32 protein-coding genes and 1 pseudogene are annotated in these 22,808 nt (G+C 45.4%); 6 read left to right on the top strand and 27 right to left on the bottom strand.

The annotated features are described in order from the left end of the window. Positions 1–117: 117 nt before the first annotated feature. Positions 118–939, bottom strand: a complete 822-nt coding sequence (locus tag QUA88_RS12020) for a hypothetical protein (RefSeq protein ID WP_333233600.1) — start codon at positions 937–939, stop codon at positions 118–120. Positions 940–1,067: 128 nt separating this feature from the next. Between QUA88_RS12020 and QUA88_RS12015 the strand changes: the two genes are divergently transcribed. After that, positions 1,068–2,134, top strand: a protein-coding gene (locus tag QUA88_RS12015) for an ISKra4 family transposase (protein WP_333233601.1) whose coding sequence is annotated in 2 segments (ribosomal slippage) — positions 1,068–1,236 and positions 1,236–2,134 — 1,068 coding nt in all. Because the reading frame shifts where the segments join, the coding sequence is not laid out codon by codon here. Between the two features lie 248 nt (positions 2,135–2,382). Here QUA88_RS12015 and QUA88_RS12010 read toward each other — a convergent pair. After that, positions 2,383–2,586, bottom strand: a complete 204-nt coding sequence (locus QUA88_RS12010; protein ID WP_333058654.1) for a hypothetical protein — start codon at positions 2,584–2,586, stop codon at positions 2,383–2,385. Between the two features lie 127 nt (positions 2,587–2,713). Between QUA88_RS12010 and QUA88_RS12005 the strand changes: the two are divergent. Next, positions 2,714–3,082 (top strand): annotated as a pseudogene (locus QUA88_RS12005) (XisI protein). Positions 3,083–3,293: 211 nt separating this feature from the next. Here the strand turns inward: QUA88_RS12005 and QUA88_RS12000 are convergent. Both QUA88_RS12000 and QUA88_RS11995 read right to left on the bottom strand, forming a co-directional pair. Further along, positions 3,294–4,085, bottom strand: coding sequence for a GUN4 domain-containing protein (locus QUA88_RS12000; RefSeq protein WP_333057809.1), 792 nt, complete (start codon positions 4,083–4,085; stop codon positions 3,294–3,296). An 88-nt stretch (positions 4,086–4,173) separates the two neighbouring features. Beyond that, complete coding sequence (locus QUA88_RS11995) at positions 4,174–4,497, bottom strand: hypothetical protein (protein ID WP_333057808.1); 324 nt, start codon at positions 4,495–4,497, stop codon at positions 4,174–4,176. Between the two features lie 161 nt (positions 4,498–4,658). Between QUA88_RS11995 and QUA88_RS11990 the strand changes: the two genes are divergently transcribed. Together QUA88_RS11990 and QUA88_RS11985 are read left to right on the top strand one after the other, a co-directional pair. After that, positions 4,659–5,519: an Rpn family recombination-promoting nuclease/putative transposase gene (locus QUA88_RS11990; RefSeq protein WP_333057807.1), complete on the top strand. Its 861-nt coding sequence runs from the start codon at positions 4,659–4,661 to the stop codon at positions 5,517–5,519. A gap of 65 nt (positions 5,520–5,584) precedes the next feature. Continuing rightward, on the top strand, positions 5,585–6,394 hold the full coding sequence (locus tag QUA88_RS11985) for a pentapeptide repeat-containing protein (RefSeq protein ID WP_333262996.1): 810 nt from the start codon (positions 5,585–5,587) through the stop codon (positions 6,392–6,394). Between the two features lie 66 nt (positions 6,395–6,460). Here QUA88_RS11985 and QUA88_RS11980 read toward each other — a convergent pair whose 3' ends face one another. The 5 genes from QUA88_RS11980 to QUA88_RS11960 all read right to left on the bottom strand — a co-directional run bounded on the left by QUA88_RS11980 (position 6,461) and on the right by QUA88_RS11960 (position 8,617). Beyond that, complete coding sequence (locus tag QUA88_RS11980) at positions 6,461–6,793, bottom strand: type II toxin-antitoxin system RelE/ParE family toxin (protein ID WP_333057805.1); 333 nt, start codon at positions 6,791–6,793, stop codon at positions 6,461–6,463. After that, the gene (locus tag QUA88_RS11975) at positions 6,790–7,041 is read right to left on the bottom strand and encodes a hypothetical protein (protein ID WP_333057804.1); all 252 of its coding nucleotides are present in this window, start codon (positions 7,039–7,041) and stop codon (positions 6,790–6,792) included. The genes QUA88_RS11980 and QUA88_RS11975 overlap by 4 nt, the downstream gene beginning before the upstream one ends. A gap of 414 nt (positions 7,042–7,455) precedes the next feature. After that, entirely contained in the window at positions 7,456–7,746 is a 291-nt protein-coding gene (locus QUA88_RS11970; protein WP_333057803.1) for a helix-turn-helix transcriptional regulator, read from the bottom strand. Positions 7,747–7,854: 108 nt separating this feature from the next. Further along, positions 7,855–8,220 (bottom strand): helix-turn-helix domain-containing protein, encoded by a 366-nt coding sequence (locus tag QUA88_RS11965; protein ID WP_333057802.1) that lies wholly within the window; start codon positions 8,218–8,220, stop codon positions 7,855–7,857. A gap of 31 nt (positions 8,221–8,251) precedes the next feature. Beyond that, a complete protein-coding gene (locus QUA88_RS11960) occupies positions 8,252–8,617 on the bottom strand; it encodes a helix-turn-helix transcriptional regulator (protein WP_333057801.1) in 366 nt (121 codons plus the stop codon). A gap of 136 nt (positions 8,618–8,753) precedes the next feature. On the opposite strand from QUA88_RS11960, the gene QUA88_RS11955 reads away from it, so the two are divergent. Continuing rightward, positions 8,754–9,170, top strand: coding sequence for a hypothetical protein (locus tag QUA88_RS11955; protein WP_333271850.1), 417 nt, complete (start codon positions 8,754–8,756; stop codon positions 9,168–9,170). A 33-nt stretch (positions 9,171–9,203) separates the two neighbouring features. Here the strand turns inward: QUA88_RS11955 and QUA88_RS11950 are convergent, their stop codons facing one another. The 4 genes from QUA88_RS11950 to QUA88_RS11935 form a co-directional block, all read right to left on the bottom strand. Continuing rightward, the gene (locus QUA88_RS11950; RefSeq protein WP_333209315.1) at positions 9,204–9,821 is read right to left on the bottom strand and encodes a hypothetical protein; all 618 of its coding nucleotides are present in this window, start codon (positions 9,819–9,821) and stop codon (positions 9,204–9,206) included. 184 nt (positions 9,822–10,005) lie between these two features. Beyond that, complete coding sequence (locus tag QUA88_RS11945; protein WP_333209317.1) at positions 10,006–11,292, bottom strand: hypothetical protein; 1,287 nt, start codon at positions 11,290–11,292, stop codon at positions 10,006–10,008. Positions 11,293–11,520: 228 nt separating this feature from the next. After that, positions 11,521–11,877, bottom strand: coding sequence for a helix-turn-helix transcriptional regulator (locus QUA88_RS11940; RefSeq protein ID WP_333209319.1), 357 nt, complete (start codon positions 11,875–11,877; stop codon positions 11,521–11,523). 44 nt (positions 11,878–11,921) lie between these two features. Further along, a complete protein-coding gene (locus QUA88_RS11935) occupies positions 11,922–12,212 on the bottom strand; it encodes a helix-turn-helix domain-containing protein (protein ID WP_199297830.1) in 291 nt (96 codons plus the stop codon). A 238-nt stretch (positions 12,213–12,450) separates the two neighbouring features. Between QUA88_RS11935 and QUA88_RS11930 the strand changes: the two genes are divergently transcribed. Continuing rightward, positions 12,451–12,888 (top strand): hypothetical protein, encoded by a 438-nt coding sequence (locus QUA88_RS11930; RefSeq protein WP_333209320.1) that lies wholly within the window; start codon positions 12,451–12,453, stop codon positions 12,886–12,888. Positions 12,889–12,903: 15 nt separating this feature from the next. Here QUA88_RS11930 and prfA read toward each other — a convergent pair whose 3' ends face one another. From prfA to rplO, 14 genes are all read right to left on the bottom strand, one after another. Next, positions 12,904–13,998 (bottom strand): peptide chain release factor 1, encoded by a 1,095-nt coding sequence (prfA, locus tag QUA88_RS11925; RefSeq protein ID WP_333057797.1) that lies wholly within the window; start codon positions 13,996–13,998, stop codon positions 12,904–12,906. A 345-nt stretch (positions 13,999–14,343) separates the two neighbouring features. Further along, complete coding sequence (gene rpmE / locus QUA88_RS11920) at positions 14,344–14,652, bottom strand: 50S ribosomal protein L31 (protein WP_333057796.1); 309 nt, start codon at positions 14,650–14,652, stop codon at positions 14,344–14,346. 305 nt (positions 14,653–14,957) lie between these two features. Further along, positions 14,958–15,371: a 30S ribosomal protein S9 gene (rpsI, locus tag QUA88_RS11915; RefSeq protein ID WP_194067224.1), complete on the bottom strand. Its 414-nt coding sequence runs from the start codon at positions 15,369–15,371 to the stop codon at positions 14,958–14,960. Further along, positions 15,371–15,826 (bottom strand): 50S ribosomal protein L13, encoded by a 456-nt coding sequence (rplM, locus tag QUA88_RS11910; RefSeq protein WP_015178725.1) that lies wholly within the window; start codon positions 15,824–15,826, stop codon positions 15,371–15,373. Before rplM ends, rpsI begins: the two co-directional genes overlap by 1 nt. Before the next feature lie 117 nt (positions 15,827–15,943). After that, the gene (gene truA / locus QUA88_RS11905; RefSeq protein ID WP_333271844.1) at positions 15,944–16,786 is read right to left on the bottom strand and encodes a tRNA pseudouridine(38-40) synthase TruA; all 843 of its coding nucleotides are present in this window, start codon (positions 16,784–16,786) and stop codon (positions 15,944–15,946) included. A 29-nt stretch (positions 16,787–16,815) separates the two neighbouring features. Beyond that, positions 16,816–17,166: a 50S ribosomal protein L17 gene (rplQ, locus tag QUA88_RS11900; RefSeq protein ID WP_006634978.1), complete on the bottom strand. Its 351-nt coding sequence runs from the start codon at positions 17,164–17,166 to the stop codon at positions 16,816–16,818. Between the two features lie 124 nt (positions 17,167–17,290). Next, entirely contained in the window at positions 17,291–18,235 is a 945-nt protein-coding gene (locus QUA88_RS11895) for a DNA-directed RNA polymerase subunit alpha (protein ID WP_333057810.1), read from the bottom strand. 174 nt (positions 18,236–18,409) lie between these two features. Then, entirely contained in the window at positions 18,410–18,808 is a 399-nt protein-coding gene (gene rpsK / locus QUA88_RS11890; protein ID WP_332978136.1) for a 30S ribosomal protein S11, read from the bottom strand. An 84-nt stretch (positions 18,809–18,892) separates the two neighbouring features. Continuing rightward, complete coding sequence (gene rpsM, locus QUA88_RS11885; protein WP_006634981.1) at positions 18,893–19,276, bottom strand: 30S ribosomal protein S13; 384 nt, start codon at positions 19,274–19,276, stop codon at positions 18,893–18,895. Between the two features lie 83 nt (positions 19,277–19,359). After that, positions 19,360–19,473 carry a 50S ribosomal protein L36 gene (rpmJ, locus tag QUA88_RS11880; RefSeq protein ID WP_015178722.1) on the bottom strand — a complete coding sequence of 38 codons (114 nt, stop codon included), beginning with the start codon at positions 19,471–19,473 and terminating at the stop codon, positions 19,360–19,362. A gap of 368 nt (positions 19,474–19,841) precedes the next feature. Further along, the gene (gene infA, locus QUA88_RS11875; protein WP_006276978.1) at positions 19,842–20,066 is read right to left on the bottom strand and encodes a translation initiation factor IF-1; all 225 of its coding nucleotides are present in this window, start codon (positions 20,064–20,066) and stop codon (positions 19,842–19,844) included. Between the two features lie 293 nt (positions 20,067–20,359). After that, positions 20,360–20,944 carry an adenylate kinase gene (locus QUA88_RS11870; RefSeq protein ID WP_333209323.1) on the bottom strand — a complete coding sequence of 195 codons (585 nt, stop codon included), beginning with the start codon at positions 20,942–20,944 and terminating at the stop codon, positions 20,360–20,362. Positions 20,945–20,949: 5 nt separating this feature from the next. After that, positions 20,950–22,254: a preprotein translocase subunit SecY gene (gene secY, locus QUA88_RS11865; RefSeq protein ID WP_333057793.1), complete on the bottom strand. Its 1,305-nt coding sequence runs from the start codon at positions 22,252–22,254 to the stop codon at positions 20,950–20,952. A 102-nt stretch (positions 22,255–22,356) separates the two neighbouring features. Continuing rightward, entirely contained in the window at positions 22,357–22,803 is a 447-nt protein-coding gene (gene rplO / locus QUA88_RS11860; RefSeq protein WP_006634984.1) for a 50S ribosomal protein L15, read from the bottom strand. Positions 22,804–22,808 lie beyond the last annotated feature (5 nt).

Here is a 22,808-nt window from a genome sequence, read left to right as displayed (position 1 = left end):
CCTTTAATCGTTCACTGTTCATTTAGGGAGTGGATAGGTTTTCTTTTTCACCCTTATTCTCTCCCGGCGCGGTGGCTTTAGTTCTTCTCAAAGCCACCGTTCTCATCTTTATTTAGTCTAAAGTACAGCAAGTAATGATGGGACATCAAAACAGGGTAGTTCAACTTGCAAATACTTATCTCCACACAGATTTTCTGGGTTACCACCTCTATACAGAATCCGAGCTTGAGCCTGCGCCCACGTTACCACTTCTGAACGTTCTGTGTCATTGAGTCTAGAGGCAATTGTTTGCAAAGCTTTTAGCGTCAGCGCTTGATCGATGACCCCAGATAGCATCGTTGCTTCAAAACAATGTTCCATATATTCGTAGGGGATCTGCTCGTAGTCCGGGGGCGGGGCGACGCGCATCAAATGCTGGTCGATCTCCTTTCTGCGATCGAGATTTACCAGGGAAGCAATAAGAGGCAATATTGGTACTAAGACGGCGGGTGGGGGAACTTTTCGATGATATCGACGGGAATTTGGCGAAAGATAGGCACCCCTAAGAGTTTTTTCCCACTCTCTCATCGCTCTGTCGGCTTCAGGACAGCATTCGTGAAACCTGACCCATTTCTCTAAATCAATTGCCACATTCCGTCCCATCTGCTGTGCTAGCAGCGACAACGCCTTCGTGACTACCTGCCGTATCAGTTCGGCTCGCTCCCCGTCTGGACTTCCTGTCCAATCTCTCAGGCGATAGCGAGTCTGATGCTCAATAAAAGCCTGGGTATAAATGGACTCCCAGATGGACGGTTGCTCTAAAAGAGCATTTGGCAATCCTAGCAGCGGTAGAAAAGGAGCTGCCCAAGGTAGAGTTGGTAAAGACAAAGCTTTCAAGTAATTTCTGCTTTCCCAATCTCCCCAAGATAATTTAATTTCCAAACAGTGTTCTTTTGTCATATTCCTCAATTTTTACATCGTACTCGTTCTTGAATTCATCCGGGTGCATCTCACTTTTGCGAATGTGTCAAAAAAGAGTTAAAATGAAAAAGCTAGTAAAATCGTCAAATAAAGATGAGGTAAATAAAATGACACCCTCAGACCAACAACAGCTAAAAGCCCAATTAAAAGCGGTAGCAAAAATTCTTTACAGAAATACAGAGCCAACTGAGTTAAAAACTTTTGAAAGTATAGAAAAAGCAGTCCGTCAGAAAATGTTATCAGAGGTTGGTCCAGAAATAGGTAGCTTTTTTTTTCAGCAGTATCAGGAATTCAAACAGGAAAACCCCGAAAAATAAAATCAATAATCAGCTCGCTCGACATTACAGATAATCAGGCAAAATATTTTGGCTTAAAAGCTTACAGTCAATTTAGTCCAGTCATGGAAAATTGCTGTCTTTTAATCAGTGCTAACGAATCTTATCAAATGGCAAAAAAAGATTTGGAAAAATTTACTGGGATCAAAATTTCTCACAGTACATTACAAAGATTAGTCAAAAGACAAGAATTTGAATTGCCTACATCTCAACAAGGAGTCAAAGAAATTACATTGGATGGCGGTAAAGTCAGACTACGCAACGCAACCAAGGGCGAGAGCTGTTACTGGAAAGACTATAAAGCCGTGTGTTTAGATAATATTTATGCGGGAGCGTTTTTTCAAAATAATCAAGATTTAATTGATTGGACTAATAGCCAAAAATTACTACATCCTATGTATTGCCTCGGAGATGGCCATGCCGGAATTTGGAACATATTTAAAGAAATTGGAGACAATGAACAAAGACAAGAAATCTTAGATTGGTATCATCTGAAAGAAAATCTCTACAAGGTAGGGGGTTCAATAAAACGATTAAAATTAGCAGAAAATATGTTGTGGCAAGGCAAACTTGATGAAGTTATAAATTTATTTAAAGACTTTAAAGGTCAAGCATTTAAAACGTTTTGCAATTATTTAGAGACCCATCGCTGCCGAATAGTGAATTACCAATACTACAAAGAAGAATCCATAAGTTCGATTGGTTCGGGAACAGTTGAATCAACAATAAAACGCATTGGATTAAGGGTGAAAATATCGGGAGCGCAATGGAATATTGAGAACGTTTCCTCTATGCTTGCTCTTCGCTGTGCTTATCTCAACGGTCAACTTTCAATTTGATGTATGTGCCAAAGTGAGATGCACCCTTTTGATGAACCGTATATACACCTCGTTTCACCGCCGTCTCAACATTCAGTCCAGCTACAGACCAATCAGCGAGAATGAACTCGCCGGATAGCAGAGATGTCGTTTTGCTAGTTAATGGAACTATCAGGATATCTTCAGAGGTGTGCGGTGCGCTAACTACAACGGCAGGTCTTACTTTAGAGCTGGATAAGTCGGAGAAAGGGTATCGTACTAGAATAATGTCATTTTTGGAGTAGCTGGGCATAAATATCATCCTCGGTATTATCCCAAATTGCATCTAGCGATACTCGGCTTGTCTGAAGCCAGAATTCAGACTCATCATCAGGTAGGAATGTTACCAGAATCCTTGCACCTTCAGGAATTTCTGTTTGTTCCAACAATTCAATTTTGCCTTGGCGAACGATCGCCCAAAGTGTCTTTAGCATAATAGGGTGACTCCTGAATCGTTAGGGTCGTATCTCAGTATATCCGATTCGTTGACAACTTGCGGAATAATTACTAACATTTCGCTAGCGCTGTTGTTTTCAATCCTAAAACAGAGGAAATAGTATAATGGATAGCTTAAATAATTATCGCAAACTTGTTAAGCAGCTCCTTACTGAATACGCTGAGATTCCCGTTTTTGACATTGGGATACAAAATGAAATATTTTTTGATTTGGAAAATGACCGTTATATGTTAATAAATATAGGTTGGTTTAATTAGCAGCGCATTCACCATTGCGTGATTCATATTGATATTATTGACGGTCAGGTGTGGATTCAAGCAAAGAATACCGATCGCCTGATTGCTGAGGAGTTAGTTGCAGCGGGAATTCCGGCCAAATCAATAGTTTTGGGGCTTCAACCGCCTGATGTTAGACCTCATACTGCTTATGGAGTTCCTTGTAGTGAGCAGCAGCGAGAATGTTTGAAAGTATGATGGAGTGGAAGGGATTTGAATTGGAGGGCGATTCCCTACGGGATAGCTTCGCTTCACGGACTTCAAAAACCTTTAAAGCAGGCGATCGGAGAAGGTTGTAGAAAGGTGAGGGTGATGAGGTGCGATCGCTTTTAGGAGTGAAAGGGCGATCGTCACTCCATCTCATATTCTATACAAGTGTGTCAATAAGTTTATGTCACCAGGATTTTGACTACAGAGCAATACCGCAACTTGAAAGCCTATTCAAGAGATATACTAAGTCGTAACAATCAAACAGCGGTTCAGTTTCAAATGACCCACCACCACGCCGCCTAGCTCCTTCCTGCCAATAATTCGCCGTGGGAAGATGTCCATGTGGAGCCTGCATTGAAAAAGTAAGATCGTTATAGATTTTTAAACCACGATGATTTATTATACCAGCACTGTCCTTACTGTCAGGAGTGTACCAACCTATCCGTCTCTCGAAGCTCCTTCTTAATTCATTTTGTTTCAGAACTTCCTGATGGGAGTTGTTGGATTTACATAGAAACGATATTGTATCCTCTCCTAGTTCTGAGATAATTCGCTTTTGTACACTAAATCCAAAGCGACCATTGCTATATTTAAGCCAAAGTCTATCTATAGTACAAAGGTCTTTACAAGGGAAGTACCATAAATGTAGGAAATTTAAACAGTCCGTCCTCGGGTCAGCGTGCGTCCATTCTCCATCCCGGACTTTTTTCTCTGCTGTTAGATATCCTACGGCGAGCAGCAGCCGTCCTGTTTCTTTGTCAGCTTCTTTCCATTTGCCCTCTGCTAGTAGGTCACGAAGGTGTGTGTAGTTATAATGAGCAGACACGCTGCTGTCAAGTGATATTACTTCAAGATTTGAATAATCTAAATTAGTGTAATTCTGGCTTGATGCTTTACTAGCTTGAGCCTTACTAGCTTGATTGCTGCTTGATGCTTGTGACGCCACGAAGTAGACAACTACAGCTAGCACAATTAAAAGAAAAATCCACATTGATAGTTTCCTTGATGAGGTAATCAGGGGAATTGCGACTCAATCCCCTGATTGTTGTTTCTACTTGTAAAAATCAATCAAAATTGATTTATCCGCCATAATTACCGCTACCATAGCCTGTTTCTTTGGCTATCTCTAGCATGGTCGATTGATTTGATTTTACTTTTTTTAGTTCTCTTTCTACTTTCTCTCTTTCTTCCTGGTCTGCTATTCCGATTTGCTCTTCAAATTGAGCGATTATTGTCGAGTTGGGAATATCAGAGACCTGTGAGGGCGATAAAATTCCTTGAGCCAAAGCCAAAGTAGCCATAATATTCCGAATTGTCTCGGTAATGTTGTATGGTAAACTCACTTTTGTCAACTCCTCTGCTAGGGTAATTTGTAAATATGAACGCGAGCCATTTGCTGGCATTTAAGTATTTTAAGGAGTCAAGTTCAGCTTTGTCAGTGATAAAAAGTGATAAAAAGTGATAAAAAGTAAGGACTTTCCCCAAATTGCCCTAAAATCTCCTCTCAGGTAGATGCCCCTAGAGTTAAACTCTTCTAAATAACCCCTCTCACAACCCAACTTCCTTGGCCTACGACAACACCTGCAAATATCTAGCAGAAAAATTCCCCGCCGCCTTCGTGAGCTGGCTGCTACCAATTGACGAGCCCACCGACGTTCAGGTACTCAAAACCGAACTAATTCAAGAACCCATCCGAGCCGATTCTCTCGTTTTCCTGCAAACGGATAACCAAATCCTGCATCTCGAATTTGAAACCCGGCCCTACTCCGACCCGCCGATCGCCTTCAGGATGCTAGACTACTACGTCAGGCTCAAACGGCAATACTCCTGTTCTATAAATCAAGTAGTAATCTTTTTGCAGCAAACAGCCTCAGAACAAGTTTTTGTATCCGAGTACACAGACGCGAACACCCGACACAGCTACCGAGTTATTCGCCTGTGGGAACAAGACCCCGCTTTACTGCTGTCCGTCCCCGGCTTGCTCCCACTCGCGACACTATCCCAAACCAACTCGCCGCGAACTTTGTTAGAGCAAATCGCTACTCAGATTGCTACAATAGAAGAACCAACTCAACAAGCGGATTTACTCGCTTGCACCCAAGTGCTCGCAGGTTTGAGATTTGAAAAAGACTTAATCAGACAACTATTTAGGAAGGAAACTATGCGCGGTTCTGTGATTTACCAAGAAATTCGCGAAGATGGCCTCCTTGAAGGAAGACAACTAGGCCTCCTTGAAGGAAGGAAAGATGAGGCGCTGTCGTTCCTCACCCGCCAGTTGACTCGACGCATTGGTTCGATCGCCCCTGAAACCCGCAAGCAAATTCAGACTTTATCCGTAGAAGAATTAGAGGATTTAGGAGAAGCGCTGCTGGACTTTTCCGAAGCCTCAGATTTAACCAATTGGTTGAACGAACATCAGCCTTAATTGCTAAGATATAGCCGCCTATTTTCAAAAGTTCACCAGATATATACTTTAAGGAAACATAAGCCATGACCGTTGATGAAGCAATCGCGATCGCAGAAACTCTCCTCGATGGCGAAGGCTTAAACGACGTGCAAGAGCTCATCTTTAGACAATGCTGGGAAGGAAGACATTCCTATGAAGAAATTTCTCAACTCTCTCAATATAATGATGAATACATCAAAGCGCTGGCGGCTAAACTCTGGAAACAACTCTCAGAAGCTTTTGATGAAAAAGTAAAAAAAAATAATTTACGCTCTGTTTTTAAGCGATACTTGCGACGAAATCAAGTGACTTTACATCGAACTCAAGTTATTGGAGTTAACCTCAGCGGTGCTAACTTAAGCGGAGCCAGATTATTGATCACAAACTTAAGTGAAGCCGATTTTTATCAGACTGATTTAAACAAATCAATTGTAACTGAGGATAAGACGGCATCAGATGAAATTATCAAGGCTGAAGACGCAAATAACCAGGGAATTTTGTCGAGCATAGAAGAACGGATTTATCACTGGAATGATTTGCGCTTTCACAGCCAAGAACAAGTAAAAATAGCCGAAGCGCTCGATCGCACAAACACCCTATTCTTCCCCAACTCTAAAGCCCGCCTTACAACACCCGCAGGTAGACAAAACCAAGCACCAGATTTCCTCATATTCCACCAAGGCAAATGGGGTATTCTGGAAATATCGCATCCCGATACACAAAAAGATGAAACGCGCGATCGCCTGTTTGCATCTCACGGTATCAGCATCATCCACTATTGCGACGCTAACAGATGCACAGAAGAACCCGATCGCATTGTCCAAGAGTTTTTAGACATATTGAGTCAGGGATAGGGCGATCGCATTTAGTTAAGGCGTATTTCTGTATCGATCGGCGATCGAACACGTCTTATAGGAGCCTTAAACTTCTTCATCAAGATTAGACAAAATATCTTCCAAATCCCTAGCACCATGCAAAACGCGGAGAACCTCCACCTGATCGTCTTGAAGCCGGTAAAAAATTAGATAATCTTGAAAATCCTTAATTCGCCACTGACGAATCTCCCCCATCCCAGAAGAGACCAATCGCACGACTTTTCCCATTCCCGGTATCGTCGCTAATTGGGCAAAAGTGGCTTCGGCTAACTCCAGAAATCGCTCCGCAGCACGAGCATTTCCATTGAGCAGAATATAGTTTGCCTGTTGTCTGAGATCCTGCGTGGCACGATTTTTGACAATTAATCGATCGCTCATACTGGTTGTGAATCGCCACCCAAAACCGATGCCCGCAAATTCTGCCAGTACGCAGCCGTAACGGGTTCTCCATCCGAGTCTAAACCCTCTTGCAGTAAACCTTCTAGTTTGGCTTGTGCCCGTTTCCGCTGGCGATCTTGCTGCACCAAATCTAGAAAATACTCTACCGCACTGGCATAAGCCCCTGCCTGAATTTGAGCCTCAATATAGGTTTGCAGCTCTTCTGGTATGGCAAGAATAACGTTCATCGTCAACACAGATTTAGGATATCTATCATTGTATCGATCAGCGATCGGGCAGCACCATAAAAATTAAAATTAGCAGCTTGAACATCGGTATAAAGTTACACACCCGATCGCGTTGTCCAACAGTTTTTAGACATCTTGATTCAGGGATAGGGCGAGTGTTTTTTTCATAATGGCGATCGCATAGGGCCCAGAAACCGGGTTTTTTACAAAAATACCTCGTTGTCACCAACAGATTAGGTGAAAAACCCGGTTTCTTTGTCGGAGTGCGTCAGTCCATAAGGGCGATCGAACTTTGTAACAAAGTAGATTTGCTCTTGACAAATTACTCGATTTGTGATATGCAGGAGTGGTGGAAATTTTTAAGGGCGATGGGGATCTACTTCTGCAAAACCGGCGATCGCGATCGATCCTAACTCATTCCCCAGCAGCCTCAGCCGACGCAGCGAATCTATCCGCTACAGCTTTGCCAATTAGCGCCACCTGACTCAGAGGCAAAAACTGAATTTTTTTGACAATATCGTTAATTTCTGGGGCTTGCGAGACTGGATTGCCATCCAAAAAGCTGAGAAACTCTTCCAGAGTATAGCCGGCTCTCGCTGCGAGCTTACCCAAGTTTTCAGTATCAGGAACAGTATCGCCCCTTTCCCAAAGCTGAACAGCGGTAGCAGAAACGCCCAAAAGCTTACCAAATGCTCGCTGACTCATTGCTCCGCGCGCCGTTTTGATAATTTCACTAAGTTTTTGTCTATTTTGGATGCTCACGACTTAAAAGCTATGCGATCGTATCTACCAGTCTACTTACGAAGTGATGCATCAACTATATTTCCCAGACGACTCAGCCGCCGCCGCGAGCCTATCCATCACGGCTCTACCAATGACTGCTAACTCACTAATGGGTATACATTGAATTTTCTTAAGCAGATCGTTAGTATCTACGGGTTCCTGTACCGGCTTGCCTTCGAGGTGAGCCATGAGCTCTTCCATCGTAAACCCTGCTCTTGTCGCAATCTGAGTCAAATTTTTCGTATCTGGAAGTACCTGCCCCTTTTCCCAATACAAGACAGAAGCCACAGAAACTCCCAACAGCTTGCCAAAAGCAGTCAGACTCATCGAGCCCCGCGCTAATTTAACAACCTCACTCAGTTTTTTCTTAGCTTCTGCGTCCACGGTATCAGCCACCAGATAACCACAATTCCCAGTTTACAGAACATCAACCATACTTCCCAGAAGCTACAGCAGCAGCAGCCAGTCGCTCCATACCAGCTCGAACAATCACTGCTAAGTCACTCAGTGGCATACATTGAATTTTTTTAAGGAGCTCGTTGGTATTGACAGGTTCCGGCATTGGTTTGCCTTCGAGATGAGCCATGAGCTCTTCCATCGTAAAGCCCGCTCTTGCCGCAATCTGAGTCAAATTTTTCGTATCCGGGAGTACCTGGCCCTTTTCCCAATACTGAACAGCAGACCCAGAGACTCCCAATAGCCTACCAAAAGCGCTAAAACTCAGGTCGCCACGGGCTAGCTTCACAACTTCGCTCAGTTTCTTCCTAGCTTCTGTGTCCACAGTATTAGTCACCAGATCAACACAACTCCTAGTTTACTTATCTACCAAAAAATCTGTCTTTCTTGCTTGACAGCAAAAAGTTTACCAGTTAGAGTGTAAATACTTTTGAAATCATAATTGTATTTGTAGCCAATCAGGGGCAGTAAAAATGACTCGCAAGACACGCAATACACGTCAAAGCCTTACAGCCTCCGGTTGGCTAAAACCCCAGCGCTGGCAAATCTCCAAAATGGAAGCAGCCGAAGCCCTGAGAATTCCTGTCAACCGCATAGTCAAAGTTTACCCCAAACAACATCAAGTAATAGTCGTTTACCTCAACAAGAAAGGACAAAAATGCAGTTCTTTTTTCAGCTACAGACTATTTGCCAGATGGCAGCAGGAGGCGATCGCAGCAATTGCCAGTTGTCGAAACCAGCAAATCCTAGCACCCCTAGAAGTCATTGTACAATACGACCTCGAACATTTCAAATATCCAGTGGCGATCGCCGACGCAATTTGGGAAGCCCTACTCAACCACATCCGCCACCTCAACAGAGAACAAAGGCTCAGCCTAGCTTGCGCCTAGTCCCCCATTAACCCCCACCTACGTTGATCATGGTTAATGCTTGGGAAAATCGATTCCTGAGATGGATATTCCTTGCATCTTCTGTACATATCGTCCTTGAGTCGCTACACACTCTGCCATTTTTTGAGCCTGTATAGGTTGACTCCTGGGATCTGGGGAGGTGCCTCTATACTCCCATACACCACCACGACCACTATTTATTACTTTTCCATTTTTTTCTAAGATTAACTCTTCTCCGGTAGCATCAATATAGAATTTCCCCTTTTGAAAAGACACGCTGCTAATTGTGATATCTTCCACTCCCTTGTAAGGATTTGCAGGGCCCTTGACAATTTTAATACAGATTCTATTGTTTTTATGTGCAATTTCTCTCCGGGAATTATTGAACATGGTTCCTTGAGAGTAGTAAGTTCCTGTGGGTAGAATTTTAGAATCTTCTTGATTACTTTTAGCCGATGACAAGGATGAAATTGATAGAAGAATAGAACTAGCAATTAGTGTTTCGAGTACCCTAAATTTCACTTCGTTTAAAACTCCATTAAAATTGTTTTTTCCGCAGGGCTCAGAAACCGGGTTTTTTACGAAAATATTGCGTTGTAGCCCGCAGATCAGGTAAAAACCCGGTTTCTTTGTCGGAGTACAAAAGTCCATAAGGGCGATCAAACTCCGTAACTAAAGTAGATTTTGCCTTGACCAAATACTCGGTTTGTGAGATGAACCTGTGGTGGAATTTCTTAAGGGCGATCGGACTCTACGAAAGCAAAACGGGGATCGCGATCGAGTTTTGTCTTTGTTGAGAATTGACCATTGGAATAGCCACTAGATCTCAATTAGCCTACTGTGTCAATGATAAGTCAAAGAAGTCAACATTAACGCAGTAAGCTTTGGGGCAAAAAGTCTCTATACTAACACTTTTTACTTTTTTAATATTTAAAGATATGGATTCTATTTTGCCTTTTCCTACTATTTTCGAGCTTGCTTTTTCTCCATCCCTGTAAATAATAATAGTGCTAGGATTGTCTGGTTGATTAATTATAGAATTTATATCATTATCCGAAACTCCAAAATCTAACTTCAAATTTTCAGCTTTTGTTCTAGATTCAGTAGATGAAAGTTTACATGTTATCCCAACTCTGCCTGAACTACCCCGTAAGTTGGGTGACATATGTAACATGGATACATATAGGTTCTTACCAACAGGAACATCATCTCGCTTCTGGTGCCAACCAGCCTCTCCAGTATTTAAACAAGTCATTGATAGTAGGTCGGTAATATTTAAATCTTTTTTTACAACTGAAGTTAAATTTATGGAAGGGGTTTTAGGGTTTTGTGACGCAGGTATGATTGTAGGTGTAGGTTGAGGCTGTGCAGATGAAGTTGGAGATACAGGATTAGGATTCATATTAAAATGATGATCGTAGAAACTAGCATCAAAAAAGTGAACATCTCCACATCCTGTATTTGTTCTACATCTAAATTCTATTGCTATAGAATCTCGTTCAGATATATTAAAATTTACTGATTTTTGCTCACCTGATTTTATGAATTGACTTGGTGCAGGATCACCATTAATGTAGACAGTGATCGTAGAAGTTCCACGTCCATCCATATAGTTGTTCTCATCTCCATCTTCTCTACCAAATTTAAGCTGAAGGCTTTTATGCCCTTCAGGGACTTTACAAGTTAGTAAAGAAATTGATTGCGCCCAGCCATATATATAGCCCATCTTGAAGGATGAGGTAAAAATTTGTTTCCCAATCGATATATCCTTACCTTGAGCGAATGAACTAATAAATCCTCCTGTTCCACTCTTCATAATACAATTTTTAGGCTCCAGTTTCACAACAGAGACTGAAGGTGCTGGTTCTGGCGAAGAAACTGATGGAGAATCCGAAGGAGTTGGTGATGGGGGAGATGAAATTGTAGGAAGTGGATCTGGTGAAGAAGTTACTGGGGGAGAAGTTACTGGGGGAGAAGAAAAGGGTGGGTTAGAAATTGTAACAGGAGTTTCAACATCTTTCGGGTGGTAATGGTCATAAACTGTAGATCCAAGACCAACTATAATTGCCACACTACTCAAAGCTATAAATAGAGGGTGATCTCCCCAGGCTTTCCAAGACATACAATAGTGAACCCCACAATGATAACTTGAATAACAAAATCAATGACCTTAGAAATCTGACTTAAGCTACGTCGCTGCTATCAACTTCATATCCAATCATGTCTTTTTCGGAGAAGCATACATTTTGAGTTAAAGTATACTTTTTCTTGACAAACTACTGACTTTGTTATGACCATGAGTGGTAGAAATTTTCAAGGGCGATCGCACCTTCGCTCCGTTCAACTGTCCTTACCCAGACGACTCTACAGCAGAAGCGAGCCTATCCATCACAGCTCTACCAATCACTGCCAACTCACTAATTGGCATACATTGAATTTTCTTAAGCAGCTCGTTGGTATTAACAGGTTCCGGCATTGGCTTGCCTTCGAGATGAGCCATTAACTCTTCCATCGTAAAGCCTGCTCTTGCCGCAATCTGCGTCAAATTTTTCGTATCCGGGAGAACCTGTCCTTTTTCCCAATACTGAACAGCAGCCCCAGAGACTCCCAATAGCCTACCAAAAGCGCTAAAACTCATGGAGCCACGCGCTAGCTTCACAACTTCGCTCAATTTTTTCCTAGCTTCTGCGTCCACAGTATTAGTCACCAGATAAACACAACTCCTAGTTTACAGATAAATCTATCTAATACTCATTCCCCAGCAGCTTCAGCCGATGCAGCGAATCTATCCGCTACAGCTTTGCCAATTAGCGCCACCTGACTCAGAGGCAAAAACTGAATTTTTTTGACAATATCGTTAATTTCTGGGGCTTGCGAGACTGGATTGCCATCCAAAAAGCTGAGAAACTCTTCCAGCGAATAACCAGCCCTCGCAGCAATTTTAGCCAAGTTTTCCGTTTCTGGAACAGTATCGCCCCTTTCCCACAATTGCACAGCAGTCGCAGAAACCCCCAAAAGCTTGCCAAACGCTCGTTGGCTCATAGAGCCGCGGGCCGTTTTGATAATTTCACTAAGTTTTTGTCTATTTTGGATGTTCACGACTTAAAAGCTACTCGACCGTACCTACAAGTAAACTGGTCAGTTTATAAATCATTATCATTTAACGCTTGAATCGTTTACTTGTCAGGGTTGACACACAAGTAAGTTTACTCTAAAATTAAAAGTATAAATTTAGTACCACTGTATCGGAGTACCCCTCACGATTTAGGAGTCCGAAAAAATGACTAATAGACGCACACGCAGGACACGCAAGACAAGCCACACACGCCAGAGCCTTACAGCCTCCGGTTGGCTAAAACCCCAGTGCTGGCAAATCTCCAAAAAAGAAGCAGCCGAAGCCCTGAGAATGCCCGTCAACCGCATAGTGAAAGTCTACCCCAAACAACATCAAGTAATAGTCGTTTACCTGAACAAGAAAGGACAAAAATGCAGTTCCTTTTTCAGCTACAGACTATTTGCCAGATGGGAACAAGAGGCGATCGCAGCAATTGCCAGTTGTCGAAACCAGCAAATCCTAGCACCCCTAGAAGTCATTGTACAATACGACCTCGAACATTTCAAATATCCAGTAGCGATCGCCGATGCAATTTGGGAAGCCCTACTCAACCAAATCTCCCGCGTAACAAGGGAACTGAGGCTGAGCAAACAATGCGCCTAGCCCCCCATCACTCCATTAATTAGTAGAAGCAGCCAACTCAGCCAAACGTTCCTGCTGATCCTGAGAAATGCAAGTTTGAATAATCCCCTCAATATCCCCTTCCAAAACACTATTGAGCGAGAAATTTTCCCCCAAACGGTGGTCGGTAGCCCGATTGTCCTTATAGTTGTAAGTGCGAATCTTCTCCGATCGCGAACCAGTACCAACCTGAGCTAAACGCCGGGACTTCACCTCATCCTGCTGCTCCCGCAACTTCATCTCATAGAGCTTAGCCCGCAAAATCTGCATCGCCCGCTCCTTATTCTGCAACTGACTGCGCTCCTCAGTACAGAAAATCCGAATTCCCGTCGGCTTGTGAAACAAATCCGCAGCCGTTTCCACCTTGTTCACGTTTTGGCCGCCAGCGCCGCCCGATCGAGCCGTGCTCATCTCAATATCCTTCGGATCGATGTGAATCTCCACATCATCAACCTCCGGCATCACAGCCACCGTCGCCGTCGAAGTATGCACCCGGCCGCCAGCCTCAGTCACAGGCACCCGCTGCACCCGGTGTACTCCAGCCTCAAACTTCAGCTTGCTGTAAACGCTGTCGCCCGTAACTTCCAGAATCACCTCTTTAAAGCCGCCCATTTCCGCCAGCGACTCGCTCACCAACTTCACCTGCCAGCCTTGAGTTTGAGCGTAGCGCGAATACAGCCGCAGCAAATCTCCCGCCCAAATACTAGCCTCATCTCCGCCAGTACCCGCCCGAATTTCCAGCATAATATTCTTGTCATCGTTCGGGTCGCGGGGGAGCAGCAAAACCTTCAAACGACTTTCCAAATTCTCCAGCTTCGCCTCAAGTTCCTGAACTTCCAGCCCAGCCATTTCTTGCATATCTCGATCGCCCGCGGCTTCCTTGAGAACCTGTCGCGCGCCCACCAAATCTTCCTGAGTGGTTTTCCACAAAGCAAAAGTATCGACCACTTCCTCCAAGGACGATCGAGCTTTTGCTACCCGTTGAAACTCTTGATTGTCCCTAGCGACATCCGGGTCAGCCATGCGGCGAGTCAACTCATTAAAAGTTTGCTCTACCGACTTCAATTTATCCAGCAAATAAGATTCAGCCATTGTCAGTTGTCCTTTGTCAATCGATTTTAGATTTTAGATTTTAGATTTTAGATTTTAGATTTGAAGAACAGTTGGAATAGAATCTCCATCGAACTCTACTGCCTGCTTAGCAAGTCTTCAATCTAAACTCTCCAATCCGAGGGCGGATCGATTTTAGATTTTAGATTTTAGATTTTAGATTTTAGAACTCAAGAGCAGTTAGGATAGAATGTCGATCGAACTCTACGCGATAGAACTCAACTGCCTGCATAGCGAAGTCTTCAATCTAAAATCTAAAATCCGAGGGCAGTAAGTTGCCAGTAAAAAGAACTACTCTCAACAAACTGCGGACAAATGACAATCCGGCTACTTCTTCTTTTTGCCTTTACCAGCAGCCTTAGCAGCATCTGCTTTCGGGTCTTCCATTTTCAGCGGTCCAGAGGAAGCATCTGCCTTCGGCATTTCTACCTCGGTCATGCCGTATTTCCGCATAAAGCGCTCCACACGACCTTCAGTATCAATAATCTTCTGAGTGCCAGTATAGAAAGGATGATTTCCCGACCAGACATCAACTTGAAGCTTTGGTCTTGTTGAACCCACAGTCATCACAAGTTCGCCGTTGCAATAAACCTGAGATTCGGGATACCACTCAGGGTGAATGCCTTCTTTTGCCATTGTTTTTTACTCTCTAATTTTTGACTTTACAACCATTTTAGCTGCCGCAGGACTTGTACACCAACAACAGCAGGAATTTTGCCTTATATCTATTGGAACCAGGAATCAGGAATCGGAAATAAACTTCAAAAAAAGGCAGATAAAATCTGGATAGATAATTTTTGCCTTTTCTTTCTTCCTTCTTCCTTCTTCCTTCTTCCGTCAATCCGAACTTCCGTTACATCCGTTACATCCGTTAAAAAATCCGTTGCCGAACTTCCATTACATCCGTTACATCCGTTACACAATCCGCTGCCGAACCTCGATTACCGCTTCGAGTATTGAGGAGCCTTGCGAGCTTTCCGCAAACCGTACTTTTTCCGTTCTTTTGCCCGCGGGTCGCGAGTCAAATAGCCCTCAGTCTTCAGAGGCTTGCGGTTGTCCGGGTCTAATTGACAAAGTGCTCTAGCGACACCCAAGCGAATCGAGTCAGCCTGACCTGTCAAGCCACCGCCTTCGACTTTTACCAAAATGTCGTACTCATTTTCCAGACCCAAAGTTTCCAGAGGGGCCTTAGCCAGAGCCAAATAAGTAGGGTTGAATTGCAGGTACAAATCCCCCTCTTTACCATTGACAGTCAGTATGCCAGTGCCGGGAACCAAGCGCACCCGCGCTACGGAACACTTGCGGCGGCCGGTACCCCAGTACACAGCGCGACCCGATGTATCTGTTGCTTGCATTACTCATTTCCTCCCGGAATCGTGTGAACAATTAATTCTTCTGGTTTTTGAGCTTGGTGCGGGTGGTTGGGGCCAGCGTACACCTTGAGTTTAGTAAACAGTTGTCTGCCCAGAGAAGTGTGAGGCAGCATTCCCCGTATAGCTTCTTCGACAATTCTTTCGGGCAAACGTGCTTGCAATTTGGCAAAAGTTTCTGTTTTCATGCCGCCCGGTCTTCCAGAATGGCGGCGGTAGATTTTCTGGGTGCGTTTTTTGCCAGTAACAGCGATTTTGTCCGCATTGATGACAATTACGAAGTCGCCGGTATCCATAGAAGGAGTGTAAGTCGGTTTGTGTTTCCCCCGGAGGTACATGGCAACTTCAGTTGCCAGACGGCCGAGTCGCTGGTCGGCGGCATCGACCACGTACCACTTGTGCTCTAGGGAGTCTTGAGTAGGGACGTAAGTTTTGTTCATTGTTTGTTGTTAGTTGTTATTTGTTAATTGTTATTTGTTAATTGTTATTTGTTAATTGTTATTTGTTAATTGTTAGTTGTTGCCAATAACTAATAACCAATAACTAATAACTAATAACTAATAACCAATAACTAATTTGGGCTGGGTGTCGTACCAGACCTCTGGGGGAAAGGGAAATTCTGAATAGCCAACCCGCAGCAGGCACAAACCTTGAGCGGGAGCGGCATATTTTACCATTTCTCGGCGTTCGTTGACCCAGATATCGGTGAAATTGTCGATCGGCCTTTCCCCGCGACCCACCTGCACCAGCAACCCCACCAGCAGCCGCATCATCCCGTACAGAAACCCGCTCGCCTGAACCTCTATATAGATAAGAGGCCCAGAACGCTGACACTCGGCCGCTTGCACGTCCACCCAGGAATGGGGGCGGGCAGAACCCGCGCGGTGGAAAGCAGCCAGGTGATGCCGCCCGATGAGCGGTGTCAAAGCTGTTTGAATCAAAGATTCATCCACAGGGGCGTGATAGCAGTGCCAAGCAAAAGGACGCACAAACAAATTAGGGGTCGGGTCTGTATAAAGGGTGTAGCGATAGCGCCGCCAACTGGCTGAGAACCGAGCGTGCCAGGTAGGTTCCACCTTTGCCGAAGCTCGAATTAAAATATCTTTTGCCAGTCGAGAGTTGAGAACGCTTGCCCAGCGGTGAGCCGGAATTGGGCCGTGGGCATCAAAATGCGCTACTTGAGCAGCGGCGTGAACTCCCGCATCGGTTCTCCCAGCAGCGTGCAGCGTTACCGGGCGTTCCAGAACAGTCGATATTGCTGTTTCAATTTCTTCTTGTACTGTACGCTGGTTCGGCTGTCGCTGCCAACCGTGAAAGTTAGTGCCGAGGTATTGGATTACTAGAGCAACGCGCTGTATCGATTGGGGATTTTCGATTGGGGATTTTGGATTGTCAGTCATAAATCACAAATCTCCAACCCAAAATTGAATTAAACCAGTTCAACGATCGCCATTTCGGAATTGTCTCCTTGACGGGGGACAGTTCGCACTACGCGGGTGTAGCCGCCGTTGCGCGAGCCGTACCGTTCTTGGGCAGCCTCAAACAGGGCGTGTACTAACTGTTTATCGTAGATATAGCCCATAGCTTGGCGGCGAGAGGCTAAGGAGCCATCTTTGGCCAGGGTAATCATCCTGTCCGCCTCTGAGCGCAGCGCTTTGGCGCGGGCGAGAGTGGTAGTGATTTTACCGTGGCGGATTAATTCGGTGGTCAGCGAGCGCAGTAGGGCGCGGCGCTGGTCAGCCGGTTTGCTGAGTTGGGGAACGCGACAGCGGTGACGCATGGCAGTTGGTAATTGGTAATTGGTAATTGGGTGCCGGGATAGTCCGCGATCTAGGGGGGTGATTTCTTTAACTTAAAAACTCACCTACTTAAAATTCAGAACTTTTTTACCCGTTACCCGTTGATTAACTTTTAGCTGATTTTTCCTGTGGCAAGGTAATGCCCAAGCGTTTTTGTAAAGCTTCAATCACTTCTTCAGCAGACTTCTGCCCGAAGTTCTTGATCTCGAGCAAGTCTTCTTGGGTATAATCCAATAAGTCTGCGACTGAGTTGATCTGAGCCCGCTTGAGACAGTTGTAAGCCCGGACGGACAACTGCAATTCTTCGATCGGAATTTGGCTAGTAGGATCGGCTTCACCTGGATACTCTGGTTTGAGAGAATCTTGGGTGATGTCTTTGAGAGGTGAAAATAAATCTACCAGGATGTTGGCAGATTGACTCAAAGCTTCTTGAGGAGTCACGCTGCCATCAGTCCAGATTTCCATAATCAGCCGGTCTTTCTCGACAGTACCGCCTACCCTAGCATCTTCAACGCTGTAGTTGACTCTGCGAATCGGCATAAAGATGGCGTCAATTTGGAGAAAATCCAAAGCCGACCCATCATCGCGACTGCGGTCTACTGCTCGGTATCCGATGCCTTTTTCAATTCTGAATTCCATTTCCAGAACTGAGCCTGGGGAGAGAGTTGCAATGTACTGGGAACGATCGATCAATTCCACCTCAGAGGGCAAATCGAATCTATCGGCCGTTACTGTGACAGGCCCCTCAATCCGCAACCTGCCGATTTGGGGCTGCTGAGAATGAGTTTTGAGGACGACCTCTTTCATGTTCAGGAGAATTTCTAGAACATCCTCACGTACCCCTTCGATCGTGGCAAACTCGTGATTGACGCCCGCGATTCGGACTGAAGTTACTGCTGTTCCTTCCAAGTTTGACAGCAGAACTCGCCGAAGCGCATTCCCAACAGTTGTTCCTTGACCGCGATCGAGCGGTTCCAGGACAAATTTTCCGTACTGACTGCGGTCTTTGTCAGTGTTAGACTCTATACATTCAATTTGAAACTGCGCCACGGAGTGACCTCCCTTTTCCACTTTGGATTTTTGATTTTGGATTTTAGATTGCAGAGCATACCCCTGAACGGATTTCGGATTTTGGATGGACGGGGCAACAGTTAGAACCATTAGTTTTTGACTTTAAGCAGTTAGCCATTATCCAAAATCTAAAATCTAAAATCTCAAATCGTTTTAGACTCTACGCCGCTTGGGAGGGCGACAGCCGTTGTGAGGAATTGGGGTAACATCTCTAATCAGGGTGATTTCCAGTCCCGCCCCTTGCAGCGCCCGGATTGCAGTTTCTCTACCTGCTCCAGGCCCGCTCACCATTACTTCTATTTGGCGCATTCCTTGGTCGTTGGCTCTGCGGGCAGCACTTTCTGCTGCTGTTTGAGCGGCAAAGGGAGTTCCCTTTTTAGCTCCTTTAAAACCGCTGGAACCTGCAGATGCCCAGGATATCACTTCGCCGTTGAGGTCGGTAATAGTTACAATCGTGTTGTTAAAGGTAGACTGGATGTAGCCTACCCCATTGGGTACATTCCGTTTCTGCTTTTTTGCACCAGATTTCTTGCCTGTTTGTGGTCGCGCCATATTAGTCTCTTTAACGTTTCTCTCAACTAATGTCCCGAAGCGCTAGGAGCCAGCAGCCCCCAGCGTATTTTTCCCAAAAAGATGTTACTTCTTGGAAGGTGCCTTTTTCTTGCCCGCAACTGTTCGGCGGACGCCACGACGGGTTCTGGCGTTGGTACGGGTTCGTTGTCCCCGCACCGGCAGACCCAAACGGTGACGCCGACCGCGATAAGTTCCGATGTCCATCAGGCGCTTGATGTTCATTGACTCCCAGCGCCGGAGGTCTCCTTCGATTTGGTATGTTGTTTCTACATGAGCCCGCAGAGCTGTCACGTCGGCCTCTGTTAAATCCTTGACGCGAGTGTCAGGATTTACGCCTGTTGCAGCGATAATTTTTTGGGCTCGCGACAAGCCTATTCCGTAAATGTATGTCAGACCTATTTCGACGCGCTTATCGCGTGGAAGGTCTACCCCGGCAATCCGTGCCACACTTTTTCTCTCCCTAGTTTTCCTGTTTGGCTACAATGTTCAATTAGGATGCACCTGCGTGCAGTGCCCAATCTTCTTTTTTTCTAACCTTGGCGTTGTTTGTGTTTCGGGTTAGTGCATATCACCATCACTCGACCGCGACGGCGGATGACGCGACATTTCTCACAAATTTTTTTGACAGATGCTCGAACTTTCATCTTTCTTCCTGCCTGGAGAACCCCGCTCTAGCGGAGAACAGGCACGCTGGGACTGCCCGTAGAGCGGTGGGAGGAGAGGCTGGGCAAGGTGTAGACCTCTCCTCGATTAAATTGTATAAAGTGCGGGTTGTTTCATGAAGGAGCCCGCTTGCACCCACTCCCATTGCTGGGTAAAGTTCGCCTGCGCCAGAGTGGTGGCGAGCGATGTTTTTACGGTGTAACAATGACTTAACCCGATACACCGGTAGGTTGTTGACGCCCTTCTCGGCAACACTACAAACGTAGCATTATAGCATAAATTTGAAGCTTTTTACCAAATTCTCTCTAAATTAAACTTAGAATTAGTTTTTAGAAAGTTTTATCTAAGCCTATTTTTTCCGAAGGCGATATGTAATCCTGCCTTTGGTCAAGTCATAGGGAGTCAATTCGACTTTGACGCGATCGCCAGGCAGAATTTTGATGTAGTTGCGGCGGATCTTGCCGGAAATGTGAGCCAGCACGTTAAACCCATTATCTAGGTCAACGCGAAACATCGCATTGGGCAGGGATTCCGTCACTGTCCCTTCCATTTCAATTAAATCTTGCTTAGACAATTTGGTATTTACCTCAACTCTACATTTGATTAACTAGGAGTGTCCCGGCGTGAGCCTCAAAACCTATTTACTGGTAGGAGTCCAACGGGAACGGGGGGCAATAATTAGGGCGCCTCGATCGACTTTAATACTCAACCAACCGCTTGTTTTAGCTTTACTTGAGTAAAGTTGTGGCAATTAGTATCGAGTTCAATCCGGTCTCTAGCAACCCTCACAAAACCTGATAGCACAAAAAGCTCCTAGTTAACATATCTTAGCAAAAGCTTGTGAGTAACAAGCTGTATTGAGAGGGTTCAAGAGTCGATCGAGAGAGATTGTTGCAGTTCTGCGGTGACTAATTCCATTGCTCGATCGCCATCAACCGCAACTAACTGTTGACGGCCGCTGTAAAAATCAATCAAAGGCTCAGTTTGCTCGCGATAAACTTGCAACCGACGGCGGATCGTCTCCTCATTGTCATCCTGCCGGCCCCGCGACAGCAGGCGAGACACCAAAATGTCGTCAGGAACGTCGAGATTAACAGCTTTGAGACCACATTTTGGGTTCGATGTACTCCCCTCGGCACCGCTAAGCTCGTGCAGCAGTTTGTCTAAAAAAGTTGCCTGGGTAACAGTGCGGGGAAAGCCGTCGAGAATCCAGCCCGCATTAGCGTCCGGTTCATTCAAGCGTTCCTGCACGATATCCATCAGCAATTGGTCGGGAACCAACTCACCCCTGTCCATGTAGGCTTGCGCCTTTAGACCCAAGGCAGTTTTCGCCACCACGCAGGCGCGCAGGATTTCGCCGGTAGAAATGTGGGGTATTTTCCAGAGAGCGCCTAATATCTGAGCCTGAGTTCCCTTTCCCGCCCCTGGAGGCCCCATGAAAATAAATTGCATTACGATTACTTCACCATTCCTTCATATCTCTGGGAGATGACGTAAGTTTGAATTTGCTTAGCAGTTTCGATCGCGACACCTACTAGAATCAGTAGGGAAGTTGCGCCAAAACCTCTAAAAGTTTGCACTCCGATCGCGCTTTCTACAGCAGTTGGTACAATGGCCACCAGACCGAGAAAAATCGCTCCCAAGAAAGTCAAACGGTTCAAAACCTTCTCCACATAATCACTCGTTTTCTGACCCGGACGAATTCCCGGAATGCTAGCGCCCATTTTTTTCAAGTTCTGAGACATATCTACGGGGTTGACAATCAACGAAGCGTAGAAATAGCTGAAGAATAGAATCAAAGTCAGATAAAACAGCGCGTAAGCCCAAGGGGCTGGGCCGTTCGGACTCAAAACATTAGCAACTTGAACCAAAAACGGGTTATTGAGAGACTGAGCGAGGAAAGAAGGCACAATCAACACCGAAGATGCAAAAATAATCGGCATCACTCCGCCTTGATTCAAGCGCAGGGGCAGATAACTCCGGCTCTCCCGATAAACTTTGCGGCCGACTTGGCGCCGGGCAGAGATAATCGGAATGCGGCGAGTACCTTCCTGAACAAAAACAATCCCGACAATCGTCACCAAAAAGACCAGCAGTAGAACGACTACGCGGCCGACAACTTGCGTGTCCCCACTTTGAGCCAATTCAAAAGTTTGTCCCAAAGAGCGTGGCAATACCGACACAATATTGATAAAAATCAACAACGAAGCTCCGTTCCCGATACCTCGTTCCGTCACCACTTCCGATATCCACATCACAAACATTGAGCCGGCTGTCAGAGCCAAAGCAGTTTCTGCTATGAATAAAGGCGCTGGAGATTGAGCAAAAGGGCTGACCCAAATCGCAATGCCAATACTTTGCAGAATTGCCCAGCCCAATGAAACGTAGCGAGTAATTTGAGAAATCTTGCGCCGCCCCGCTTCCCCTTCATTTTTTTGCAAGTCTTCTAAGCTTGGCAGAGCCGCAGTTAGAAGTTGCACAATAATTGAAGCATTAATGTAGGGCAAAATCCCCAACGCGAAAATCCCCAAAGCAGACAAGCCGCCTCCTGAGAACAAATCCAGAAAGCCAATTAAAGGGCTATTTTGGACGTTTTGGGCAAAGGCGACTCGATCGATGCCGGGGACTGGCAAGTGGACACCCAGGCGTACTAAAATCAGTAAGCCAACGGTTACGAGGATGCGGCCTCGCAAACCAGCAGCTTGAGCCATCTGCATGAACGTCTCTTGTGCAGTTGGCGCTTTCTCTCTACTAACGTCCATAGTTACGATTTTGGATTTTAGATTTGGGATTTTCGACTAAATCATTTTCTGATAGCAAGCTTGAGGATTTGAGATTTGGACAGACTCTCAAACCTCAAATCTTCACGCAACTAATTCGCAACTTCCGCCTGCAGCTTCAATTTTGGTGCGAGCACCTGCGGTAAAAGCCGAGGCGCGCACTTGCAAAGGTACATTCAGTTCGCCATCTCCTAAGATTTTCAGCGGCCCGTCGTCTGTGGTGACAATTTTTGCTTGGATCAGAGAGGTGAGAGTAACTTCGGTGTTTGCTGGCAGCGATGCTAATTTACTTACATTAATGGTAGTGTACTCTTTCCGGTTCACTAGAGGGAAGCTTTTCAACTTGGGGAGACGGCGGTAGAGAGGATTTTGACCTCCTTCAAAACCGGGTCTAGTGCCGCTACCGGCTCTAGATTTTTGACCGCGCATCCCTTTGCCGGAGCTCGCGCCTTGACCGGCAGAAATACCTCTGCCCAAGCGTCGGGGGCGCTTTTGGGAGCCTGCTTTGGGTCGGGCGTCTTGCAATCTCATAGTTT

This window comes from Microcoleus sp. D3_18_C2 (assembly GCF_036702395.1).
In the GTDB taxonomy this organism is placed as follows: Bacteria; Cyanobacteriota; Cyanobacteriia; order Cyanobacteriales; family Microcoleaceae; genus Microcoleus.
This window is presented reverse-complemented; position numbering and strand designations above follow the sequence as displayed.